At 60.8% G+C, this 22,598-nt stretch carries 24 protein-coding genes and 2 pseudogenes; 15 read left to right on the top strand and 11 right to left on the bottom strand.

Annotated elements, in window-relative coordinates; genetic code table 11:
- Nucleotides 1-13: 13 nt before the first annotated feature.
- Nucleotides 14-673: an HAD family hydrolase gene (locus tag Hrd1104_RS08480; protein ID WP_154552351.1), complete on the bottom strand. Its 660-nt coding sequence runs from the start codon at nt 671-673 to the stop codon at nt 14-16.
- Nucleotides 674-772: 99 nt separating this feature from the next.
- On the opposite strand from Hrd1104_RS08480, the gene pyrF reads away from it, so the two are divergent.
- Nucleotides 773-1,624 (top strand): orotidine-5'-phosphate decarboxylase, encoded by an 852-nt coding sequence (gene pyrF, locus Hrd1104_RS08475; protein WP_154552350.1) that lies wholly within the window; start codon nt 773-775, stop codon nt 1,622-1,624.
- Between the two features lie 74 nt (nt 1,625-1,698).
- Nucleotides 1,699-2,409, top strand: coding sequence for a sensor domain-containing protein (locus Hrd1104_RS08470; protein ID WP_154552349.1), 711 nt, complete (start codon nt 1,699-1,701; stop codon nt 2,407-2,409).
- On the opposite strand, the gene Hrd1104_RS08465 is transcribed toward Hrd1104_RS08470, so the two are convergent.
- From Hrd1104_RS08465 to Hrd1104_RS08455, 3 genes are read right to left on the bottom strand one after another with little or no spacing between them, the layout of a single operon-like run.
- The gene (locus Hrd1104_RS08465; RefSeq protein ID WP_154552348.1) at nt 2,397-2,591 is read right to left on the bottom strand and encodes a hypothetical protein; all 195 of its coding nucleotides are present in this window, start codon (nt 2,589-2,591) and stop codon (nt 2,397-2,399) included. The two genes, Hrd1104_RS08470 and Hrd1104_RS08465, sit on opposite strands and share 13 nt — an antisense overlap.
- A gap of 25 nt (nt 2,592-2,616) precedes the next feature.
- Entirely contained in the window at nt 2,617-3,108 is a 492-nt protein-coding gene (locus Hrd1104_RS08460) for a hypothetical protein (RefSeq protein WP_154552347.1), read from the bottom strand.
- Nucleotides 3,109-3,158: 50 nt separating this feature from the next.
- On the bottom strand, nt 3,159-3,590 hold the full coding sequence (locus Hrd1104_RS08455) for a hypothetical protein (RefSeq protein ID WP_154552346.1): 432 nt from the start codon (nt 3,588-3,590) through the stop codon (nt 3,159-3,161).
- Between the two features lie 98 nt (nt 3,591-3,688).
- Between Hrd1104_RS08455 and Hrd1104_RS08450 the strand changes: the two genes are divergently transcribed.
- The 4 genes and pseudogenes from Hrd1104_RS08450 (at nt 3,689) to Hrd1104_RS08435 (ending at nt 6,970) form a co-directional block, all read left to right on the top strand.
- Entirely contained in the window at nt 3,689-4,234 is a 546-nt protein-coding gene (locus Hrd1104_RS08450; RefSeq protein ID WP_154552345.1) for a CDP-2,3-bis-(O-geranylgeranyl)-sn-glycerol synthase, read from the top strand.
- A gap of 105 nt (nt 4,235-4,339) precedes the next feature.
- Nucleotides 4,340-5,463: pseudogene (hemC, locus tag Hrd1104_RS08445) on the top strand (hydroxymethylbilane synthase).
- Nucleotides 5,460-6,224, top strand: a complete 765-nt coding sequence (gene cobA, locus Hrd1104_RS08440) for a uroporphyrinogen-III C-methyltransferase (protein ID WP_154552344.1) — start codon at nt 5,460-5,462, stop codon at nt 6,222-6,224. Before hemC ends, cobA begins: the two are co-directional and overlap by 4 nt.
- A 59-nt stretch (nt 6,225-6,283) precedes the next feature.
- Entirely contained in the window at nt 6,284-6,970 is a 687-nt protein-coding gene (locus Hrd1104_RS08435; protein WP_154552343.1) for a uroporphyrinogen-III synthase, read from the top strand.
- A 412-nt stretch (nt 6,971-7,382) separates the two neighbouring features.
- Here Hrd1104_RS08435 and Hrd1104_RS08430 read toward each other — a convergent pair whose 3' ends face one another.
- Entirely contained in the window at nt 7,383-9,113 is a 1,731-nt protein-coding gene (locus Hrd1104_RS08430) for a transposase (RefSeq protein ID WP_154552342.1), read from the bottom strand.
- 296 nt (nt 9,114-9,409) lie between these two features.
- Here Hrd1104_RS08430 and Hrd1104_RS08425 point away from each other — a divergent pair, with 296 nt between their 5' ends.
- Nucleotides 9,410-9,958, top strand: a complete 549-nt coding sequence (locus tag Hrd1104_RS08425) for a hypothetical protein (RefSeq protein ID WP_154552341.1) — start codon at nt 9,410-9,412, stop codon at nt 9,956-9,958.
- 287 nt (nt 9,959-10,245) lie between these two features.
- Here the strand turns inward: Hrd1104_RS08425 and Hrd1104_RS08420 are convergent, their stop codons facing one another.
- Nucleotides 10,246-10,686, bottom strand: coding sequence for a hypothetical protein (locus tag Hrd1104_RS08420; protein ID WP_154552340.1), 441 nt, complete (start codon nt 10,684-10,686; stop codon nt 10,246-10,248).
- A 423-nt stretch (nt 10,687-11,109) separates the two neighbouring features.
- Between Hrd1104_RS08420 and Hrd1104_RS08415 the strand changes: the two genes are divergently transcribed.
- From Hrd1104_RS08415 to Hrd1104_RS08385, 7 genes are all read left to right on the top strand, one after another.
- A complete protein-coding gene (locus Hrd1104_RS08415) occupies nt 11,110-11,487 on the top strand; it encodes a winged helix-turn-helix domain-containing protein (RefSeq protein ID WP_154553223.1) in 378 nt (125 codons plus the stop codon).
- The gene (locus Hrd1104_RS08410) at nt 11,484-11,759 is read left to right on the top strand and encodes a hypothetical protein (RefSeq protein WP_154552339.1); all 276 of its coding nucleotides are present in this window, start codon (nt 11,484-11,486) and stop codon (nt 11,757-11,759) included. The genes Hrd1104_RS08415 and Hrd1104_RS08410 overlap by 4 nt, the downstream gene beginning before the upstream one ends.
- A 194-nt stretch (nt 11,760-11,953) precedes the next feature.
- Nucleotides 11,954-14,554, top strand: a complete 2,601-nt coding sequence (locus Hrd1104_RS08405; RefSeq protein WP_154552338.1) for an RND family transporter — start codon at nt 11,954-11,956, stop codon at nt 14,552-14,554.
- Between the two features lie 338 nt (nt 14,555-14,892).
- Entirely contained in the window at nt 14,893-16,299 is a 1,407-nt protein-coding gene (locus Hrd1104_RS08400; RefSeq protein WP_154552337.1) for a DHH family phosphoesterase, read from the top strand.
- Between the two features lie 128 nt (nt 16,300-16,427).
- Complete coding sequence (locus tag Hrd1104_RS08395) at nt 16,428-16,697, top strand: hypothetical protein (protein WP_154552336.1); 270 nt, start codon at nt 16,428-16,430, stop codon at nt 16,695-16,697.
- 48 nt (nt 16,698-16,745) lie between these two features.
- Nucleotides 16,746-17,060 carry a DUF5783 family protein gene (locus Hrd1104_RS08390; protein WP_154552335.1) on the top strand — a complete coding sequence of 105 codons (315 nt, stop codon included), beginning with the start codon at nt 16,746-16,748 and terminating at the stop codon, nt 17,058-17,060.
- Nucleotides 17,061-17,121: 61 nt separating this feature from the next.
- Nucleotides 17,122-17,487, top strand: coding sequence for a NifU family protein (locus tag Hrd1104_RS08385; protein WP_154552334.1), 366 nt, complete (start codon nt 17,122-17,124; stop codon nt 17,485-17,487).
- Here the strand turns inward: Hrd1104_RS08385 and Hrd1104_RS08380 are convergent.
- From Hrd1104_RS08380 to Hrd1104_RS08370, 3 genes are all read right to left on the bottom strand, one after another.
- Entirely contained in the window at nt 17,484-18,371 is an 888-nt protein-coding gene (locus tag Hrd1104_RS08380) for a ketopantoate reductase family protein (RefSeq protein WP_154552333.1), read from the bottom strand. The genes Hrd1104_RS08385 and Hrd1104_RS08380 overlap by 4 nt on opposite strands.
- 51 nt (nt 18,372-18,422) lie before the next feature.
- Nucleotides 18,423-18,617: a hypothetical protein gene (locus tag Hrd1104_RS08375; RefSeq protein ID WP_154552332.1), complete on the bottom strand. Its 195-nt coding sequence runs from the start codon at nt 18,615-18,617 to the stop codon at nt 18,423-18,425.
- Nucleotides 18,618-18,687: 70 nt separating this feature from the next.
- Nucleotides 18,688-18,981, bottom strand: coding sequence for a rubredoxin-like domain-containing protein (locus tag Hrd1104_RS08370; protein ID WP_154552331.1), 294 nt, complete (start codon nt 18,979-18,981; stop codon nt 18,688-18,690).
- 170 nt (nt 18,982-19,151) lie between these two features.
- On the opposite strand from Hrd1104_RS08370, the gene Hrd1104_RS08365 reads away from it, so the two are divergent.
- Complete coding sequence (locus Hrd1104_RS08365) at nt 19,152-19,904, top strand: DedA family protein (protein WP_154552330.1); 753 nt, start codon at nt 19,152-19,154, stop codon at nt 19,902-19,904.
- A gap of 7 nt (nt 19,905-19,911) precedes the next feature.
- Here the strand turns inward: Hrd1104_RS08365 and Hrd1104_RS08360 are convergent, their stop codons facing one another.
- Together Hrd1104_RS08360 and Hrd1104_RS08355 are read right to left on the bottom strand one after the other, a co-directional pair.
- Nucleotides 19,912-21,138, bottom strand: a complete 1,227-nt coding sequence (locus tag Hrd1104_RS08360) for a homoserine O-acetyltransferase (RefSeq protein WP_154552329.1) — start codon at nt 21,136-21,138, stop codon at nt 19,912-19,914.
- Nucleotides 21,135-22,476: pseudogene (locus tag Hrd1104_RS08355) on the bottom strand (O-acetylhomoserine aminocarboxypropyltransferase/cysteine synthase family protein). Before Hrd1104_RS08355 ends, Hrd1104_RS08360 begins: the two are co-directional and overlap by 4 nt.
- Between the last annotated feature and the right edge of the window lie 122 nt (nt 22,477-22,598).

Raw genomic sequence — 22,598 nt, 5'->3', positions numbered from 1 at the left:
TGCCGTCCGTTCGTTACAGTGATTCGACGACCGCCGGCAATTCCGTGCCGAGATTCTCCCGTTCGATGTGAGCGTCGGCGCGCGGATGGGGGTCCGGGCCGCCCTGATAGAGGACCTGGATCGCCCGCATGCCGGCGTCGAGTGCTCCTTCGACGTCAGCTTCCGGCTTGTCGCCGACGTAGACTGCTTGGTCGGCGTCGACAGACAGGGCCCCAAGCACCGCTTCGAAGGCGACCGGATCGGGCTTGCGCGTCTCCATACGTCCGGTGACGACGGTCGCGTCAAGGAGGTCTCCCCATCCTAGTTTCTCGATTTTCGAGCACTGGGCGCGCTCGGGACCGTCAGTCAGGACGCCGACGCGGTAGCCGGCTCCCGTGGTGAGTTGGGTGAGCAACGCTTCGGCCCCCTCGATCGGTTCTAAGTGCTCGTTGACCACGCCCCGGTAGGTCTCGGCGACGGCGTGGGGGTCGATCGATTCGTCGTCGATGAGCGTTTCGAAGATCCGCGCGCGAGTGTCGCCCGTCACGGATTCCCGGTGGGCGCGTTCGTACGTGCCGTACTCGATCGGTTCTAACCCGGCCGCAGTCGCCGTGTCCGCGAGCAATCGTTGGCGGTCGCGGGTCGTCACGGCGAGCGTCTCGTCTAAGTCGAACACCACCGCCGCGAGTGTCATCAGATAGGCCTAACCTGACGTGAGTAATTGAGTCTTCCCGTTCGATCCGCTCGCGTGGGCGATGGAAATACTTGAGTCGCCCCGGCCGGTTGCCCCCGCATGGACTTCTTCGAGCGACTGGCCGCCCGGATCGATGCGGTCGACAGCGTTCTTTCGGTTGGTCTCGATCCCGATCCAGACCGCCTGCCCGCCCATCTCGCCGATCGCGACCTTCCCCGTTGGGCGTTCAACCGCCGGATCATCGACGCGACCCACGAACACGCCGCGGCCTACAAGCCCAACGCCGCCTTCTACGAGGACCGTGACGGCTGGCGCGCCCTCGAAGAGACCATCGCCTACGCCCACGGCAAGGATGTACCCGTCCTCTTAGACGCAAAGCGGGCCGACATCGGGAATACGGCACGCAAGTACGCGAGCGCCCTCGACAGTGGGGGTCTCGATGCCGATGCAATCACCGTCAACCCCTATCTCGGCCGGGACTCTCTGGAGCCGTTTCTCTCCCGCCAGGAGGCAGGCGTGTTCGTCCTCTGTCGGACCTCGAATCAGGGTGGGGCGGACCTACAGGACCTGGAACTCGACGGCGGCGACACGCTTTATGAGCGCGTGGCCGCGTTGGCAGACCTGTGGAATCGGAACGGTAACGTCGGCCTCGTCGTCGGTGCGACCGCGCCGGAAGAGCTCGAAACGCTTCGCGAACAGGTGCCTGACCTCCCATTCCTCGTGCCCGGCGTCGGCGCCCAGGGTGGCGACGCTGAAGCGGCCGTCGAATACGGGCTCGCCGAGAGTGGGACCGACACACGTGTCGGGCTCGTGAACTCATCACGCGGGATCATCTTTGCGGGCGAGGAGGCCGGTGGACCGGGCAAGCCGGATCCCGACGCGTACTATCGGGCCGCGGGGGAGGCTGCAAAGCGACTCAAGCGCCGGCTGAACCGCCACCGCGATGCCTAAAAACGTTACGCAGACTTGAGCGGCGAACAACCCGGCACTCCTTTTGGTATACCTGGCGATCGGTGATTCACTCGATGACAGCCAGTCAAAGTCCCTCATTGCTCGGCCGGATCGTCAGCATCGTCGCGGCCGAACAAACGTACCGTAATCTCGCGTATCTTTTCTTGCGGTTTCCGCTGGGGATCGCCTACTTCACGCTCTTTTTCACCGGCATCGTCCTGGGTATTGTCTTGCTCCCGTTGCTCGTTGGCGTGCCGATCTTGATCGGCGTCCTCGTCGCCGCCGATTACGCGGGCGTAATCGAAGCGCGTATCGCGGACGGCCTCCTCGGGGTCGATGTCGACTGGACGCCGACCGACCCGAGTGCGTTGTCGGTGACTGAGTACGCCAAAACGATCGTGGCAACTCCGCGGAACTACGGTCTGGTCGCGTACTTTCTGGCGCAATTCGTCGTCGGCGTCATCCTGTTTATCGCGCTCACGACCGGGCTGATCATCCCCCTCGCGCTGCTGGTCGCGCCGCTGGTCTTCTGGATTCCGGGTGTCCGCTATCAGTTCCTGGGCGGCGACGGCTCGATGATCACCCTTGGACCGATGGAAGTCGAGAACTCTCTCAGCACTGGTGGGTTCGACATGGTTCTCATCGACACTGCACCCGAGGCACTGGTGGCGTCGGTCGTCGGCGCGGTCGTCTTGCTGGTCGCCCTGCACGTCTTCAACGGCGTCGCTTCCGTTCTGGGATGGCTGGCTGTCGGGCTCTTCGACGCAGGCGATCAGAACCGGTAGGTGTCACCATCGTCAGGCTGGTCGGTGTCGCCAGGTCGACTGTTACCGATCTCTCCGGCACACTCGACGCAGAAACCGACCGTCGGATCGTAGTGGACCTCACAGACGAGTGACCCACAGCGACCGCAAGTGTATTCGGCGCTCTCGCTTTCACAGACCGTACACAGCCCCGAAACGCTCATGTCCGCACCTACGGGCTGGAACAGTTCAAAGCTGGGGTGGCTGCTGGGACTGCTGTTCAGGGGCCGAGTCGCTCCCTCGCAGGCGATCGAGCACGCTGGCGGCGATCAGACCGACCCCGCCAAGCAGCGTCACGTACAGGCCGATCCCCGGATTCAGCATCTCCTTTGCGGCTTCGGCCATCGCACCACTCTCTTCGATACCGAACGCGGGGTCGACAATATAGAGGATACTGAATGCGGTGATCAATACGCCTAACCCGCCGATAGCGAACGTATTGATCCGGTCCCAGTTTCGGGCAACGACGAGGACGGCAGCGACAATCGCCATGCCCAAGGTGAATACGCCGTCGCCGTCGATGCCGTTGACCGAGACGCTCGTGCCGAATGCCGACGCCGTGATCCAGGGAAGAAACGCCCCGATCGTTACGGCTGCCACGCTGCCGAGCGCGATCTGTTCACTCCGGCTGAATCGGCCTGTCTGTGACTGTCTCGATCGTTGTGGTTGCTGGCCTGCCATCAGCCCCACTTCCGCCCACCGGTCCTTATAGCTGCGGGGGCGGTCGACTGTCAGCCGTCTCCCACTGCCGCCCAGAGACTGCCTCCGACGATCGTGATACCACCGAATACGGTGAGATAGAGCCCGTAGACCGGTGACAGTGACTTCCCGGCTGCGTTGGGGTCGCCACTCGCCAGGATGGGTGTTGCCGGATCCGTCACGAACTTCCAGACGAGCGCGAGCACGAGCAGGCCGATCACGGCGACTGCAGCCTGTTCGATGCGGCCCCACTCGCGGGTTCCCAGCAGGCCGGCGATAGCAGTCGAAAGCATGAGTGTCAAAAAGCCGTCGCCGTCGATGCCGGTCACCGTCCCGATCGACTCGATGCGTGCCCAGGGGAGCCAGGCAGCGACGGCGACGACTGCTGCCCCCGCGAGGACGACTCGCAAACCCGACAGTCTCTCGCTGAGCGTGTCCAGACCGGCCCAATTCTGACTGCCCATGCAATTCCCGGCGGTGTCGTGAGCCTTAATCCATTCGGAGACACCCTCGCTACCGAACGATCAGCACTTAAGGGCCGGCGTTCGTATCTCGGGACAGTATGTCATGGCTGTCGGTCGTCGTTGTCGCTGTCTGGGCGATGTTGCCGGCGTACGTCCCGAACAATGCCGCGGTGCTTGCGGGTGGCGGCCGGCCGATCGACGGCGGCCGGACCCTTGGTGGGGCGCGCGCCCTCGGCGACGGCAAAACCTGGCGTGGGACGGCGGCGGGGACCGCCGCGGGTGTCGGCTTGGCGCTCATCCTCGACCGAATCGGACCGACAGTCGCCGCTGTGATCGGTGTCGACGTGCCGGGATTTCCGCTCTTCGCTGCACTCGCACTCGCGTTCGGAGCGATGGTGGGTGATATCGCGGCGTCGTTCATCAAGCGCCGTCTCGACCGGGAACGCGGCGCGCCAGTGCCTGGTCTCGACCAACTTGATTTCGTCGTCGGCGCGCTGGCGCTCGCTGCCCTCTTCGTTCCTACCTGGTTCGCCGACACCTTCACGCCCGGCGTTCTCCTGGTTGTCGTCTTGCTGACTCCGCTTTTGCATCTCTCGACGAACGCGATCGCGTACGGTCTCGGCCTAAAAGACGAACCGTATTGATCCGCCTGCGGAGTATCACTCTACGGTTTCGACGGGCCGCACTGTCCCGTTTCGGCGACAGTCGAGCGGTGGGGTTATCCCGCTTGGCCGAAGATGGTCTCGATAATGAGCGATCGTTCTACGACACTCCAGGTGGCGACACGTGGGTCGGATCTGGCGACTCGCCAGGCGAGTTCGGTCCGTGAGGCCCTGGCCAGTCGTCGACAAGATGTCGAACTGCTGGAAGTCGAGACGGCCGGCGACCGCATTCGCGACGAACTCATCCATCGGTTGGGGAAGACGGGCGCGTTCGTCCACAGCCTCGACGAGCGGGTGCTCGATGGCGAGGCCGATCTCGCCGTCCACTCCCTGAAGGATGTCCCGACCGAGGACCGCTCCGATCTCGTCGTCGCGGCGGTCCCCGAGCGCGCACCTGCCAACGACGTTCTGGTGAGTCCCGACGGAACAGCCCTCGAAGACCTCGACTCCGGCGCGACTGTCGGTACGTCGAGCTTGCGCCGCAAAGCCCAGTTGCTTGCGACTCGTCCCGACCTCGACGTCCAACCACTCCGAGGGAACGTCGACACGCGCGTCGAGAAGCTCCTAGCCCCGTCGCTGCAGGCCGAACACGCCGATCGACTGGCCGCCGAAGAAGAGACGGCTGAGTCAGCGGACGGCGACGCGACAACCGACGACGATGGAAGCGACGACCCAGACGATAGTTCTGCCGAGGCGTGGTTCAACGGCCTCGCCGAAATAGAGCGCCAGGCACTCGAACGCGACATCGAGACGACCTACGACGCGATCGTCCTCGCGGAGGCGGGGCTCGATCGCCTCGGGTTGACCCACCACCTCCAGTTCCAGCGATTGCCCCCCGTGAGTTCGTGCCGGCGCCAGGTCAGGGGGCTCTCGCTGTCGTTGCAACCGACGAAGACGTCACCGAAGAGGTCCGTAGCTCGATCGACCACCCTCCTTCACGCGTCGAGGTAACCGTCGAGCGGACGATTCTGGAAACGCTTGGCGGGGGCTGTGTCGCGCCGATCGGCGTCTATGCGGTCTTGCAGGGCCGAGTCGTCTCGACGACCGTCCGCGTGCTCTCCGGGGACGGCACCGAGGAAGTGAGCGATCGCCGAGAACTGCCCGCTAGACGACACGCCGAGGCAGCCCGCGAGATGGCGTTGGATCTGGCCGATCGCGGTGCCGAGGAGTTGATCGATCGCGCACGGGAGGCGACACAGGAACAGACATGAGCGCGGCGACAACCGGAACGGTCTATCTTGTCGGGAGTGGCCCCGGTGATCCGGAACTATTGACGGTCAAGGCTCGCCGGTTGCTCGAGGACGCCGATCTCGTCATGCACGACAGACTGCCCGGCAAGGAGATCATCGAACTCGTCCCCGCCGACTCCCGAATCGATGTCGGGAAACGCGCCCACGGTGACCGGACGCCCCAGGCAGAGATCAATCGCCGGCTGGTCGAACACGCCCAGGACGGGAAGACGGTCGTCCGACTCAAGGGCGGCGATCCGACGGTCTTTGCCCGTGGCGGCGAGGAGATGACGTATCTCGCCGCTCACGACGTCCCCTTCGAGGTCGTCCCAGGCGTCACCTCGGCGACTGGCGGGCCTGCAGTCGCGGGTATTCCACTCACGCATCGCGAGTTCGCCTCGAGTGTCACGATCGTCACTGGCCACGAGGATCCCTCGAAATCGGAGTCGGCGGTCGACTGGGAGTGTCTGGCCGACACGAACGGGACAATCGTCGTCCTGATGGGCGTGACCAGACTCGAGGAGTACACGACCGCGTTGATCGAGGCGGGCATGGACCCGGAGACACCCGTTGCACTGGTCGAACGAGCCAGCTGGACCGACCAGCAGGTCGCGACCGGGACCCTGGAGACGATCGTCGAGGCCCGCGAGTCCGCCGGGATCGAGCCGCCAGCGGTGACGGTCATCGGCGAAGTGGCTGGCGTTCGCGACGACGTGCTCGCGTGGCTGGAGGGATACGAGTGACGCCCGATCACGGGACCACTCCTCCGCGAGTGGCCGTCTTCCGCCCCGACGATGAGCGTATGCGCGATGCGATCGAGTTCCTCGAATCCCTCGGCGTCGAACCGATCGCCGATTCCATGCTCGCTGTCGAGCCGACCGGGGCACTCCCCCGGGAGGACGCCGATGTCGTCATTTTCACGAGCAAGACCGGGGCCGAACTCGTCGCTGGCGCGTGGACGCCCGGGGACGCGACAGTGGCCGCGATCGGCGACCCGACGGCGACGGCCCTCGAAGCGGCTGGCATCGGTGTCGACGTCGTGCCCGAGGAGTTCTCCTCGGCCGGGCTCGTCGACGCACTGGCCGACCGTATCGACGGTCGTCGGGTCGAGGTTGCGCGGAGTGACCACGGCAGCGACGTCTTGCCGGACGGACTGTGGGAGTGTGGTGCGTTCGTCCACGAGACGGTCTTGTACCGACTCGTTCGTCCGCCAGACGCAGGCAACGCCGTCGAGATGGCAGCACGCAGCGAGCTGGCGGGCGCGCTGTTTACTTCCTCGCTGACTGTCGAACACTTCTTTGCGATCGCTGGGGAACGCGATCGCCACTCTGCCGTCCTCGAGGGGCTGTCTGGCGCGGTCGTCGGCGCGATCGGGCAACCGACTCGCGAGACGGCGGGCGATCACGGGCTCGATGACGTGGTTGTTCCCGACACCGCCGATTTCGAAGCCTTGGCCCGGACGGTCGCCGATCGTATCGATCGTCCCTGACGCCGACGGCGACCACTGTTCGTTTGCCGGTCCGATAGTGCTCGTCCATCAGCGCTGTCTCACTGACTTCTCGTGGCGAGTGGCTTCGCCGCCGTCTACACATTTTCAGCGTTCGCTCACTTGCCCCGGTGTCGATCGCCCTGCTGAGGGCTTTTGGACCCGTCCTACTGCTTATCTTGGCACACTTGGACACTAGCTCGCCATCGTGAGATTCTTCACATTCTTAGCGTGCTTATAAGCTTACAAATGAAACTGGGAAATTCCCGAGTTGGTGACTTAAATTCCGGTGCGAAAACCGGATGCGATCGAATTAGCGACTGTCAATTAGTATTCTATGTGATAAGTAGTCCGAAAAGACGAAAATCGATAGAGCAGTCGCTACCGAATCGGTGAACCCAGAGTGAGAAAAGCGTTACCCGAACTCCCGTAGGAAGTCGCCCAACGCTCGCACGAACGTCTTCGCCGTAATCACTGGCGGCGACCGGATCGGCTCGTCGAGCGCGACCTTGATTAGATAGTCAGTCAGCCGCCACAGGTTGTAGATCAGCGTTGACAGCGCGAAGTTACACAACCGAAGCCGGTAGTCCGTCGACGACGTCTTCGGCATGAAGTCCTTGATCGACTTGTACTGGTTCTCGATATCCCAGCGCCGACTGTACCCGTTCACGATACTCCTGATTTCCTCGGGCTCAACGCGATCCCGATTCGTCACGAACACCGCATACTTCCCCTCGGCATCGTCACTCGTGCTCGGCGCGTACAAGAATTCGGCCTCGTGATGTACTTCGCCATCGAGTCCAAATGGAACGTCGTGCTTGACAGCTGCGTCTGCCGTCGGATGTTCCTGAATATCCTGAATTGCCGCCAAATCATCCTCATACGTCGGCACTGGAGAGAGGTATGTGAGCCCGCGCTCGTGAACATCTGCGTACACGCGATTGACGTAGAATCCACGGTCGAACATCACCATGTCCAGATCAACGAACTGCTCCGCCCGGTCGAGCAATCGGCTCACCAGGTCAGCCTTTGAGTACGACGGCGAGTCCTCACGCTCCCACGCAGAGTCCTCTTTGACCGGCTCAATGCCGAGGGCGATCGGCGCGTGGTCACCGACTAGGGTGATGGTGGCGTACTTGTAGCCGTGTTTGTACTCGCCGTCTTTCTTGTACCCACTCACCATCTTCGGGTAGTCTGGCTTCGCGATGCCTGCTTCCTTGTCCTCCCACGGCCAGACGTGGAATTGCTCGTGCGTGATGTCGATGGCTGCAATCTTCTTACGGGAGTCGAAGGGGTCCTCGCCACGAATTGAGTTGATGATGTTTTCCGTCGCGGCGTTGAACGCCGTCATAATAGCGTCCCGAATCTGGTCGATCTCGGGCATCGAGTCATCGTCCTGGAAATCTTCGAACGTGAGCTGGCCATCGGAGTCTTCGGGTGTCGCGATCTTCTTGATTGCGCGGAGGAACGTCGAATCGTCACAGATCAGGTCGTCATCAGTGAGCCAACCGTACTCGGCTTCTGAGTGGGCACTACCGTTGTTCGCGCAGATACTTGCGAACATATCCAGCATCACTTCGTCGGAGTACGTCTTGTGAGCTGCTCGGTGCGTGTCGAACTCAGGGATAACGTGTTTTCGAGCGAGCGTCAGCGTCTTCTGGGCCTTCTCTTTCTTGTACTCATTCGCGCTTTGTGACTCCTCCTCGGTTTCGGCTGGGACTGACGGAACAAGACCCTCCGTGAGGACGCCGTTGTCGAGAGCAACTTGCCGGACGCCAGCAACCGTCCGATTGAGGACTTCCTGGGTGTCCTCACTGAACTGCGCGTGCGTGTACGAGAGCTGTTGTTGGGTCGGCGTATTCGAGAGATCGGTAATATCGAGGTGGAAGCTCTTGACGAGGCTCGGCTCACGCCCGAGTCGTTGGGCTAGTTCGTTCTGTGAGATCCCTCGAATTCCTTTGAACAGGAGCGTGCGAAACATTTCGTCAGTTCCGAAGGTCACGCGGCTCTGGTCGCGGGCATCCTCGAGATTGTCGACAGGGATCGAAAGCTGACGAATGACATCCCAGAGGTGGTCTTCACGCTCACAGAGTGTCTCCGCGTGGACAATGATTGAATCAGCGACAGCCGACGGATCAGTTGGCATTGAGCCACCTCCAGGGCGAACTGTTCCGATTCTGAGCTGTGGTCGACCAACTACTGGAGTGATTCTGTGTAGTTCTGTCCGCTATCCAAGAGCATACTTCAGTATAAAGTAGAGTAAAAGTAGAGTAGAGAATTTGTGTCGATTGCTTGCTCTGAGCTTATCGCTGGAGACATTTCAAGGAGTATACGTGCTGTATTTGGAGAATTGGTTGTAGCCATTATTCAGTATGAGTCAAAAATCAGTTTGAATCAAATTTCGGTTGGGTTTATAGTGATGTGTGAGAAGAAGGAGATACGATGGGCTTGGACGAACTCGAAGCATTTCTTCGGAAGAAGGGAGCGGCGGAACTCATCACGGAGATTGGGATGGAAACAGCGACATTCAACGCGCTTGCCGACGCGGTTGCGGTAAGTGGATCGACGGTGTCTTCACGACTCTCAGAAGGCGTTGAACGCGAAGTGTTCACGGTCAGCCATAAGCCGACCGAGCATGGGACAGAGAAACGGTATGCGCTCACGATTCTTGGACGTCGTATCTACGATTGGGCAGCTAAGACGGAATTCGAACGGAAGGTCCGGGAGCTCCGGCGGGTTCAGCACGAACGTGAGACGGCGTTCGAACGGATGGTTGGGAAACTCAACCGAGATATGGAGATCCGCAAGATGGTCACCGATTCGGAACCCGTAGAGGATCAGGATGTCGACCTTCCCGAAGGGGCGTCTTTAGTGCCGAAGATGGCGTCAGAAGAGAAGCTTCGTGAAGCTAAACACAAACGTATGGAAGCGAATCTTGAGCCAATCGAAGAACTCGAGGACGCCGATGGGACGGGAGGGGGCAGCGACTGAGACAAACGATTTATAGCGGCTCGGCTACCTCTTGTGAAACTCTCAGCCACAAATGGAACTGTCTCAGCTGACGGTTCAGGGCAGGAAGCAAATCAAACACACCTTCCACCGTCTTATGGCTCATGAGCCATGAGGTGGTCTGTACTTTAAGTAGTTTATCACGATGCCAACTTCTTCTTATAACTCGAATCCTCGTCAACCGAGATAGAAGGAATATTCTTACGTAGCGTTATTGAGATCCGACCTTGTTCTCTGCTTCATACGGTGATAAATTCTGTCGACTCGTCTCACAGAAGCCCGGCAACGACGAGCAGCGCTATCGAGACACCGCTCGCACCAAGGAACCACGGTCGCGCTCGCGTTGAAGCTGCGACCGCTGACGTCTCCGATTGGCTGCCGGTCAGTCGACGGAACCCGAAGAACAGCACGATTGCGAGGACAAGCCACAGGCCGACCATCGTCAGGACGAGGTTTCCTCGGCCCGTCGCCTGGAGCGATTCGGCAGTATAGAGCGTCCCTGCGAGATGGCCGCCGCTGAACAACAATAGCAGGACTGAGGCCACCGTAAGATACCAGAATCTTCGTGCGATAAGCGTCAGCCCTTCTGTACTCAGCAAATCGCTGCGTGCTGCCGGGATGACGGCCCCTGCAACCACGAGTGTCCCGCCCGTCCATAATGCGGCGAAGACCGTGTGGATGGTCATTACCACATCAAGCATAGTTGTCATTGTCGCACCTCCGCGTTCAATTGTGTGACAATCGAATTAGGGTTGCTCGATCGGCGTTTTGTGCTGGATGCTTCACACCCCGCGTCTCGCAGGTTGATTCATTTATTAGCTTCGTGTGTCATCAGTCGATTATTCGAGGCTGGCCATATACACCAAAGGAGGTGTCCCAGAGTCTGGGAGTAGTACCTGTAAACGACCAGAAACAGCAGTAACGCACCACAGCGTGCTATTCCAGCAACTTGGGAATAACCGGGACTCTAAAGCCATCGCGCCGAATGAATTAAACACTACAAAATACGATGTCCGTGAAATGCCACAGCAGCTCTACAATATACAGCACTTGAGATGACCGAACAAAACGTTGATCCGAATCGTCTATCACTAATTCCGTCGAAGAATTCATTCCGCAATTCATCTACTGAAATGGATCGATGGTCGTCCGAGGAACTCGACGAACCCGGCCTCCCGACGGTGTTGAAATCCCTCGACGACGATAAATGTCGAACCATACTCACGCTACTGGCCGAACCGAAATCTGCCAGCGAACTCTGTGAGGAGTGCGGTCTCTCAAGCTCGACGGTGTATCGGAAGCTCGACTTGCTCCGTGAATCGATGCTCGTCCGTGAATACACCGAGGTTCGACGTGACGGACCCAACGTGACTCTCTACGAACGCGATTTTACTGACATCTCAATTAGCGTCACCGATGACGAGTTCACGATAGAGGTATCCCGACCCGAAGAAGACCCAGAAGACCGCATGGCAACGTTCTGGTCTGCAATGAAGGAGGAATCGAAATGAACCTCTCTATCGTGTTACTCGGCGTCGTGAAGATCACTGCCCTCATTCTCGGGGGAATTGTGTCTCTGATGGCGTACAGAGCATACAATCGCACGCGAATCGCGGGCCTCCAGTTCTTTGCGATAGGATTAGCAGTCATCACACTTGGAACGTTTCTCGTCGGAGTCTTCAACCACATCGGTGGAGCGTCCACTATCACCGGGATGACTCTTGAGAGTGTGATCATCAGCATTGGATTCGTCGTGATGATCTACGGACTCAACCAGACGTAGAATCCGGTCTGTCGTCGCCGACGGTCGCTACTCCAGTAAGAACGTTCGAAGCTACGACTGGTTCTCCCACATCTTGGGACCCTTCCATCGCTCCTTATCAATCCCCATCGGAATGCGCATATGGACACGTCCGATACAGAACAAACTCGATTAGACATCGTATTTTCTGGTATAGCTGGGGGTGTCAGTAATCGATGAAGCGAAGCCTTACTTCTGAGTACGCAGATTTCGTCGCATCGCGGAGCAGGTTGGTTATTGTACTGTTGCTCGTCATTAGTGCCGTCGTTGGGGCTGGCGCGATTGTCGGCACCACTGGGGAAGGCCAGATCGGCCAAACCGGCATCGATTCCCCAGAACAGGCAGCACTCGATCGTATCGAAGCGACGTACGAGACGGATGATACAGTTGTCGCACAGGTTGTTATTAGGGACGAGGGAGGTGACGTTCTCACCCGCGAATCGCTACTCGAAAGTCTCCGTCTTCAGCAGGATCTCCGAGAGAATGCATCGATCAATGCGACACTTCGTGACGGAACGGGGATCGTCGGCCTTGAGAATATAGTTGCCAACGTTGCGTACGCACACCAACAGAGTAACGGTTCGTCAGCTATCGCCAATGGTTCTGGAAACAATACGTCGATGGCAAGACAGGGTCAGTCGTCAGCACCGGCACTTGACCAGCAGATCACAGCACTTGAATCCAGCACCGACGAGGAAGTGGAAACGTATCTCAGCCGAATCCTCGACCCAGACGCGTCTGTTCCCGGCAACGAGCCAACTCAATTTCTGCCGACGGATTACGAACCAGGGACGACGAGTGCAGACGCGAGAACGACTCTCGTCTTTCAGCAGAGTCCGAGCAGTTCGACTACAACAACCGAATCGGTGAACGATGCACAGCTGGTCATCAGCTCTCTCGTCGAGAAGCGCTTCGACGACGCGTTCGTGTTCGGGCAGGGTCTCATCGATGCGGAATCCTCGCAGGCCATCGGCGACACGTTCATCATCATCACACCGGTCGCAATCGTTCTCTTGCTCACCGTCCTCACAATCGCCTACCGCGACCTCATCGACGTTCTCGTGAGTCTATTCGGCGTGGCCGTCGTGCTGGTGTGGTACGCTGGCATACAGGGGTGGCTCGGGATTCCGTCGAATTCGACCCTGATCGCCGTTCCGTTCTTGCTTATCGGCCTGAGTATCGATTACTCGCTCCATGTCGTCATGCGCTACCGCGAAGCCCGAGAGGGAGCGCTCGACACCGACGATGAGAACGTCAGTCGACGAGATCCCACGACAGCGATGCGTCTCGGAATCGCTGGGGTCGTTCTCGCCCTCGCTACCGCCGCGTTCTCGACGGCTGTCGGGTTCCTCTCGAACTACATCAGTCCGCTGGGCTCAATTCAGGATTTCGCCATCCTGAGCGGTGTGGGAATCGTCGCCATCTTCGTCGTTTTCGCCGCGCTTGTACCAGCCGTCAAACTTGAACTCGAACAGTTTTTCGACCGCCGTGGCCGCGACCGGCATACCCCCGCCGTCGGCGTCGGTTCGGGGCGGCTGAACCGTGTTCTCTCGGGTACCGCTACGCTTGCTCGGCGAGTCCCCCTCGTCGTCATCGTTCTATCGTTACTCCTCGCCTCCGCAGGGGCGTACGGCGCGACCAGTATCGACACCGAGTTCAACCAAGCCGATTTCATCCCGCAGGATGCGCCGTCGTGGATGGATTCCCTCCCGGAACCGTTCGCACCCGGTGAGTACGAGGTGAGTGAGAATCTTGCATACCTCAGCGACAATTTCCGGCAACGTGGAGAGGGATCAGAAGGTCAAATATTGATACGTGGGAACGTGACCGCGCCAGCACTCCTTACCGCGACCGACGATGTGGTCCGCAATACTAAGAGCAGCGGGACAGTCGTTATTGGTTCCGATGGAAGACCAGCTATCGAAAGCCCAACATCTGTCCTTCGAGCTGTGGCTTCGGAGAATCAAACGGTTGCGGATGCAATTGCAGCCCGTGACACGGATGGTGATGGTCTCCCAGATAGAGACGTCGCAGCAGTCTATGACCTAATGTTCAATGTTGCTCCCGAACAAGCATCGTCGGTTCTCTATCGAGCCGAGAACGGGTCATACGAATCTGCACGGCTAACTGTCGGCGTGCAGGGGGACGCCTCGGCTCAGTCGGTCGCAAGGGACGTACGAGACATCTCCTCGACCATTGAACAGGACGCCCCAGTACGAGCTACTGCAACAGGTGGTCCGGTCATCACTGCTGTCGTCCAGAGTGCTCTGTTCGAAACGCTCGTCGAGGGATTCGCTATCACCTTAGGAGTCATCCTTGCCCTTCTTATCAGTATGTACTGGTGGCGATACCATGCACCGGGGCTGGGTATCGTGACGCTCGCACCCGTCGTAATCGCGCTCGCGTGGTTGCTCGGCACCATGTCTGTGCTCGATATCCCATTCAACAGCGAGACCGTCGTGATCACGAGTTTAGCCATTGGTCTCGGCGTGGATTACAGCATTCACGTCAGTGAGCGGTTTGTCGATGAACGCGTTCGCCACGATTCGCTCGCCGAAACGCTGGGGACAGCACTTGAGGGAACTGGCGGTGCGTTACTCGGAAGTGCGGTGACGACTGCGGCGGGCTTTGGGGTGCTCGCACTGGCGCTGTCACCCCCGCTCCAACGGTTTGGCATCGTCACAGGCTTGAGTATCGTCTACGCGTTCATCGCGTGCGTGACGGTACTTCCGTGTCTGCTCGTGGTTCGGGAGCGCGTACTCACAAGAGTTGCCTGAATCTCCATAGGGCGCACACGCATTCGTCCTTTCACACGATGCTGTAATTTCTCAACCGGGTTGACCACTTTGCGATTCAGAGACCAATCTGAAGTGTAGCCGATTGTGCAAGCCTGCTCACGGGTGAGGCACGAGAAACTATCTACTCCGTGCCTGTGTCGAAGTTGACGCGAACACCTATTTATTCCCGCCCGCAGACCACATGTTGGAATTTTGTTGATTTGTAGAAATCCAAACGCAGAATCTGTGTCTTCGAGCGACGGCAATTTGATATAGTGGTATATGGTTTATCTATTCGACCCTGGCGTTTTTATCGTGGCCCGAACCAAGTACTGCCGATGGGTCCTGTCCCCGAACTGGCCGATCGCGCTCGCTCGTGTGCCGACCGACTCCGCCAGGCGGAGTCTGTCCTGTTGGCATCTCATATCGACGCCGACGGGCTGACCAGTGCCGCGATCGCCGCCAGCGCCCTCGAACGGGCTGAGATTCCGACGACCGTCGTCTTCAAGAACCAGCTGGACGACGAGGAGATCGCTTCGATCGCCGCCCGTGAGGAAGAGACAGTGCTGTTTACGGACTTCGGAAGCGGGCAGCTCGACGCGATCAGTGATCACGAGAGCCGTGGAGACTTCGAGCCGATCGTTGTCGATCACCACCAACCGGCCGATGCCGAGACGCGCTACCATCTCAACCCGCTTTTGGAAGGGATCGACGGCGCGTCCGAACTTTCCGGGGCTGGGGCGTGTTACCTGCTCGCGCGTGCGCTGGAAGACGACACGGACAACCGGGACCTCGCCGGGCTCGCGGTCGTGGGGGCAGTCGGTGACATGCAGGCCAGTGGTGGCGAACTGGTGGGCACAAACCGGGCGATCGTCGACGAAGGCATGGCCGCGGGCGTCCTCGAAGAGCGAACCGACCTAGCACTGTACGGGACACAAACCCGGCCACTCCCGAAACTGCTCGAATACGCAGATCGACCACGCATCCCTGGGGTGACAGGCGACCAGGCGGGTGCAATCGAGTTTTTAGAGTCGGTCGGGATCCAACTGAAGGCCGACGGCGAGTGGCGACGGTGGGTCGACCTCTCGATGGACGAACGCCAGTCGGTCGTTAGCGCCCTGCTAAAGCGTGGTGTCAACCGAGGTGTCTCGGCGGACTCGATTGATGGCCTCGTAGGGACGACATACACGCTTGCCGAGGAACAACCGGGGACGGAGCTTCGGGACGCAAGTGAATTCTCGACACTGCTGAACGCGACCGCACGCTACGAACGCGCCGACGTCGGACTCGCTGTCTGTCTTGGTGATCGTGGGGATGCTCTCGCCCGGGCCCGCCGTCTGCTCGCTAACCATCGTCGCAACCTCTCTGAAGGGCTCGAATGGGTTCGCCAACAGGGTGTGACTCTCGAATCCAACCTCCAGTGGTTCGACGCCGGTGACGCAATCCGGGAGACGATCGTGGGGATCGTCGCCGGAATGGCGTTTGGGACGCCCGGCGTCAAGCGCGATCGGCCCATTGTAGCTTTCGCCGAGAAATCCGATACCGAACGGAAGGTGTCCGCTCGGGGGACGCCTGCACTCGTTACTCAAGGATTGGATTTGTCCGACGCGATCGGGGCGGCGAGTCGAGCCGTCGGCGGTGACGGTGGCGGACACGACGTCGCTGCCGGGGCGACGATTCCAACGGACCAACGCATGGCCTTTCTCGACCGGCTGGACGCAGCGATCGGCGAGCAGATCGCGTAATTGGCGGGACGTCTGCCCGTAGGGGGCGGTGTGTAGCCGCCGAATAAACTATATGCCGCTATACAAAAGTGGGGCCGCGGTGCCTTCGACACGTGGTTATTTGAGTTGAGGCGCGTTACCAGGGTGATATGGCAGACACTACTGGTGCGGTGAGAGACAAAGAACGGCTGTTGCTAGCGGCGGGCTTTGCTTTCGGTGTCATGTTGACGTTGCTCGTCTTGGAGTTAGTCCTGGTAGCGAACGGTACCGTTGCGGTCGGGGACCTTCTGACGTCGGCGGACGCCCTGATCGTGATTGCTGGGATCGTCTTTACAGGTATCGTTGGGGTGGCCCTGTTCGTGCTCTCGTTTCCGGAAAACCGGTCTCGAATTCCGATCGCTGCCGACGATCAGGAGTAACCTGCCGACGACAGTGCCCTTTTAGACGCCCACCGGGAACTGCCCCCAATGACAGCGTTCGATCCCGACCGCTTCGAAGAGAAGTACGAACACTACTTCATGGAACTGCAACAGGCGTACCGGCAGGCTTTCGAAGCCATGAGTGAACGACACGATTCCGAGTTGATCCACGCGATCGATCAACAGATCCTCGCCGAGAGCGAGCCGTTTTATGTCGGCGACGGGGAGTTTCGCATCGAGCTCCCGGCAGATGCTGCCGATCGCCTCCCCGACCAGGATCGAGACCGAATCGAATCTGCCCTCGAGGAGTATACTTCGACACTGAACACCCAATTGCAGGCGGTGTTCGAATTCGACTCGTGACGCCCTCGTATTGTCGGATACCAAAGGCCTAAACCCGGCCGTCACCTACCTGTCTCCACCAATGAGTACAGATACCCAGGAAGGGGACTCCGACCTCGAACAGCGCGTCACCAACTTCCTGCGGCGCAACTTCCCGCAGATCCAGATGCACGGCGGCTCGGCGGCGATCCAGGAACTCGACAAGGAAGCGGGTGAAGTGACAATCGCTCTGGGCGGTGCCTGCAGCGGATGTGGCATCTCGCCGATGACTATCCAGGCGATCAAGTCCCGCATGACCAAGGAAATCCCGGAAATCGACACGGTGCACGCCGACGCCGGTATGGGCGGCGGTGGCATGGGCGGGATGGATGGGTCGACCAGTCCTGGTGATTCTCGCGGTGGCAGTATCGAGAGCGACGACGACGAAGGCCCCAGCGCCCCCTTCTAACGCCGACGTGTTCGCTCGCGTTCCCACGTTCGCACTAGCGCGGCCAGCGTCTCGTTGACCGGTGTCTCGAGGTCGCTGTCGGCCACGATACCGTTGATCGCGTCGACTTCCGTTCGGTGTTCGCTCTGTATATCGCGGTACATCGACGACTCGTTGTCCGCCGTGGCCTCGATGACTGCTTCCAGTGCGGTCACTGCGTCTCCTTCGGCCAGGGCGACACCGTTTCGATCTGCGACACGCGCAGTCTCACGAGCGGCCCGGTGGGCCACCATTCTGGCCGGCTCCTCGGCAAGTGCGCCGTTTTCCACCTGCGCCAGGGCAGTCGTCGCGTTGATGCCCGCGTTGACGGCGAGTTTCGTCCAGAGCCGGCGTGGCATATCCGTCGCGACGGTCGTTTCGATAGCCGCAGATCTGAACGCCGCACCGACCCTGTCGGCAACTGTGTTTGGTCCCCCGTCCGGATCGCCAAGCACCACCTCGCCGATGCCCGTACACGTGACGTGTCCGGGTTCGGCAGCGATTGCGCCGTAGGTTGCCGTGCCCGCAAGAATCTGGGCATCGAGTGCATCCGCGAGTGTCGCTTCGTTGTCGATCCCGTTCTGGACAGAGAGTACTACCTCACACTCACAGTCCCGGAGTGCGTCGGCGGCCGTCGCCGTGTCGTAGGCTTTGACAGTGACGATCACCAGTTCCGCTTCAGCCGGAGTCGTTGTCGTGGCCTGTGGCCGAGCGGTTCGCTCGATTTCGCCATCGATCGTCAGCCCAGATTGCTCGATCGCTTCGACGTGTGGCTCACGACCGACGAGTGTCACGTCGTGGTCGCGAGCCAGCAGCCCCCCGATCAGGCTGCCCAGGCTGCCGGCACCGAAGACGAGGATCTCCATTGGTCGACGTTCCGGCCCCCAAAAGCAAGACAGTACTGGATCTGTGCCGACTCACTTCCGGCGATGCTCTTCGAGCTCGTTGGCGTTCTCCTGGACCTCAGCCAGTTCCCGATCGACGTCGTTCCGGCCGCTTCCATGGGCGAACAGCACCGACCGGTCGAGGAGGGAAGGCCGAAACCGTCGTTGTTCGTCGGCATCGCTGGGGGCAAAACGCGACCGGACCCACTCGGTCAAACCCTCGAGCATACAATATCTTTGTCACCGAGATCACATAACATCTGGGCCGTCCCTGACGATGGCCCTGTCTGTCGGCTATTCAGTCCTCTTGCCAGTAGTAGATGTCCTCCTTCGGTGCGCCACAGGCCGGGCACTCGGTCGGGATCTCCTCGATGTCGCCCATCTCGCCACACGCCCAGCAGCGCCACATCAACTCGGCCTCGCCGGCGGGGCCACTTGCGAGGTGTTCACTCGAAAGCGCGGCGATTCCGTCCTCGGTGGAGACGTAGAAGCCGTGCTCGTCGACCCCCCTGATAGTGCCGAGTTCGTTGCCGTCGGCGTCGTAGATCGATTCCCCGAACCCCGCCTGTCGGTTCGTTGCTTCCCCTGACATGGCACTGTGTTACTAGGTACCAACAAACAAAAACCTGTGGTCGCCACCGCAGCCACGTATGGCCGAGCGCGTCGTCGACCGGAAAGGCATATTACGCCACGTTCGTATCTTGCTTCGAGACGACGGTTACGCATGAGACGAAACCGACGGCATTCCACGGAGGAGATGCGATGATCGGGGTAGCTGGACTCCCTGTCGTCCTGGCATCACTGTTGGGTGTGCCGGGCTCAGTTGTCCTCGCCAGTGGCTTGGTAGGATTGCTGGGCGTTGTCGCTGGCTTGCTCTATCGTCGAACCGGACGACCGACGCGGGCGTCGATTCGACAGTCCATCTCGACGAGAGTTGCGGCGGTGATCGTCCTCGCCACTGTCGGGGCCGCCCTCGTCGTGTTGTTCGTCCTCGAATTCGACTTCTTTGCGCTCCCGACCCAGACGACCGGGCTTGCCAGGGGTTTGCTCCGGGACTACGGGCTGATCGCGCTGTTCGTCCTGTTCGTCATCGAGGGTGGACAGGTCCTGTATTTCGCACCCAGCGAGAGTCTGGTTCCGGCGGCCGTCCTCTTGCTTGCCGACTCACCGCTCGGGTACCTGACGATCGTTCTGGTCTCGGTGGTCGGGGCGACGATCGGGCAGTGTCTGTTGTTCAGCCTCGCGAAGTACGGCGGCCGGGAGTACTTGTTGAACGCCCGCTGGTTCCACGTTGGTGAGGATCGCTTGGCCCGCTTCGAGGACTGGTTTGGCCGGTGGGGTCCTCTGGCAGTGCCGATTTCGAACACGCTTCTGTTTGTCCGCGGACTGGCAACGGTTCCGGCGGGCCTGGCCGGGATGGGACTCCGGCGGTTCGCGCTCCTCTCTGCGCTCGGGACGCTTACCTTCGAGGTGATTCTCGCCCTCGCGACTCTCGGTGTCGTCTCCGCTATTTAGCAGTGACTTACGGCGAAAAGAGGCTCGTATGGACCGGTGCAAAGTCGCTTTCGGGAACCGACTCGTCTGTCTCGGCCGTGTCAGTGACGGCCGACCCGTCGACCCCGTCGGTCAGGAAATCCCCGAGCGGCGGCCCGACGTTTTCGGGTTCGACGAGGAAGGCGTCGTGACCGTGATCCGAGTCGATCACGTGGTGGGCAACGGCAGTATCGGTCTCCCGAAGCGCGTCGGCCAGCGATTCCGATTGGGCGACCGTAAAGTGCCAGTCCGAGGTAAAAGACACGACCAGTGCCTGGCCGTCGAAGGCCGCCAGCGCGTCGGCATCGGATTCAAAGCCCGCGGCGAGGTCGAAATTTTCCGTGGCACGGGTCATCGCCAGGAACGCGTTCGGATCGAAGCGCCCGACGAACTTCTCGGCTTGGTAATCCAGGTACGACTCGACGTCCCGGTAGGGGAAAAACGAGGCGGCGGGCTCTTCGGGGAACGTCCGGTGGGCCTCACGACCGGCCGACCGGCGGCCGAACTTCCGGTCCATCGAGGCCTTCGAGAGGTACATGACGTGGCCGATCTGCCGAGCGAGGGCCATCCCATCAGTCGGGTTGGGGTGCTCGTCGTCGTAGTACTCACCGTTGTCCCAGGCCGGGTCGCTCGTGATCGCCCGGCGTTTGATCCCGTGTAAGGCAAGGCTCTGGGCGTCCAGGCGGGCCGACGTGGCGATCGAGACGATCCGGTCGACGTGATCTGGGTGGCGCTTGGCCCATTCGAGGACGTTCATGCCCCCGACGCTGCCGCCGACGACGGCGTGCAGGTGTGGGATACCCAGCTCGTCCAGAAGCTGGCGCTGGGCGTCGGTCCAATCGGTGACTGTCACGGGCGGGAACTCCGTCCCGTAGGGCTCGCCGGTTTCGGGATTCGTACTCGCCGGCCCGGTCGTCCCGTAACACGATCCGGGGACGTTCGCACAGACGACGTAGTACTCGGTGGTGTCGATGGCCTTGCCTGGACCCACGATGTCGTCCCACCAGGCACGGGCCTGTCCGCTGGTGGTGTCGTCCGCATCGGGATGGGCGGCGACGTGGGCTGAGCCGGTCAGGGCGTGACAGACCAGTATTGCGTTGTCGCCCTCGAACTCGCCGTAGGCCTCGTAGGCGATTTCGAGTTCGGGAATGGACTCGCCACACTCGAACTCGAACTCACCTACTGAGATCGTCTCGCGTTCGGCGGTGACCGTCATGTGGCTGTCTCTATCCCCGCTTGCAGGTCCCCAATGATGTCTCTGGCGTCTTCGATCCCGACCGACAGGCGAACCATGTCCGGCGCGACGCCGCTTGCGCGTTGTTCCTCGGGGTCAGTTTCGCGTGGGTCGTCGAGGCCGGGTGGATGACCAGGGTCTTGGCGTCGCCGACGTTTGCGAGGAACTGTGCGAGATCAGTGTCCTCACAGAGTCGTTGGCCCGCCTCGTAGCCCCCGAGAGGCCGAAGGTGACCATGCCGCCGTAGCCGCCGGCTGACGTACCGTCACCTGAGGATCGGCTCGCACTGCTCGCCTCACCCCCATCGAGATACTCGCTCGCGTTGTCGTGGGTTTCGTGACTCTCCAGACCGGGGTAGGACACCCACGCCACCTCGGGGTGGTCGGCCAGGAACTCGGCGACGGTCATGGCGTTCTCGCAGTGGCGTTCCATCCGGACGGCCAGGGTTTCGGTCCCTTGCAGGGTCGTCCAGGCGTCGAATGGGTTCTGGCCGTCGCCGACGTTCCGGACCGCCCGCTGGCGGGTCGCCACCGCGAAAGCACGGTCGCCGAATCGATCGACGTAGCTGTCGCCGTCGAGTTCCGCCGCACTGTCGCCCAGCGCGGGATACTGCTCGGGATACTCCGCCCAGGGGAAGCTCCCGCCGTCGACGACGACGCCGCCGACGGTGGTGCCCGAGCCGTGGAGCCACTTCGTCGTCGATTCCCAGACCACGTCGACGCCATGCTCGATCGGATTGCAGAGATACGGTGTTGCGAAGGTATTGTCCACGACGAGCGGCGCGCCGTGCTCGTGGGCGATCTCGGCGACGCGCTCGATGTCCGGCGTGATCAGCGAGGGGTTACCGATCGTTTCGAGGTGGACGTAGGCCGTCTCGTCGTCGATGGCCTCAGCGTAGGCCTCATAATCCAGCGTGTCGACGAACCTCGCTTCAATGGCCCGCTCTCGGGCGGTCGTCGTCAGATAGGAGTGAGTGCCGCCGTAGATCGAGGAAGCAGAGACGATATTCTCGCCCGCGCTCGCCAGTACAGTCGTCGTCGCGTCCAGGGCGGCCATCCCCGAGGCCGTCGCGACGGCCCCTGTCCCACCTTCCAGTGAGGCCAGTCGGCGTTCGAGCGTTCGGACGGTCGGGTTGTCGAAGCGACTGTAGATGTTGCCTTCGGCCGCTAAGGCGTAGAGGTCGGCCGCGCGGTCGGCGTCCTCGAAGGCATAGGAGGTCGTCTGATAGATCGGCGGCGCGACCGCGCCGGTCTCGGGATCGGGCGTCTGGCCGGCGTGCAGACACCGCGTCCCGAAGTGCGGTGGCTCGTGTTCGCTCATGTTTCGTATGCATATACCTCTGGACTGGTATAACTACGAGTTACGGCAAATTTGGGCAGGGTCGGTTGCGATCACTGCATTCGTAGACCCCGGGAGAAGTCGGGGGTGAGCAAACCGTCGGT

Source organism: Halorhabdus sp. CBA1104 (assembly GCF_009690625.1).
GTDB lineage: Archaea > Halobacteriota > Halobacteria > Halobacteriales > Haloarculaceae > Halorhabdus.
This window is presented reverse-complemented; position numbering and strand designations above follow the sequence as displayed.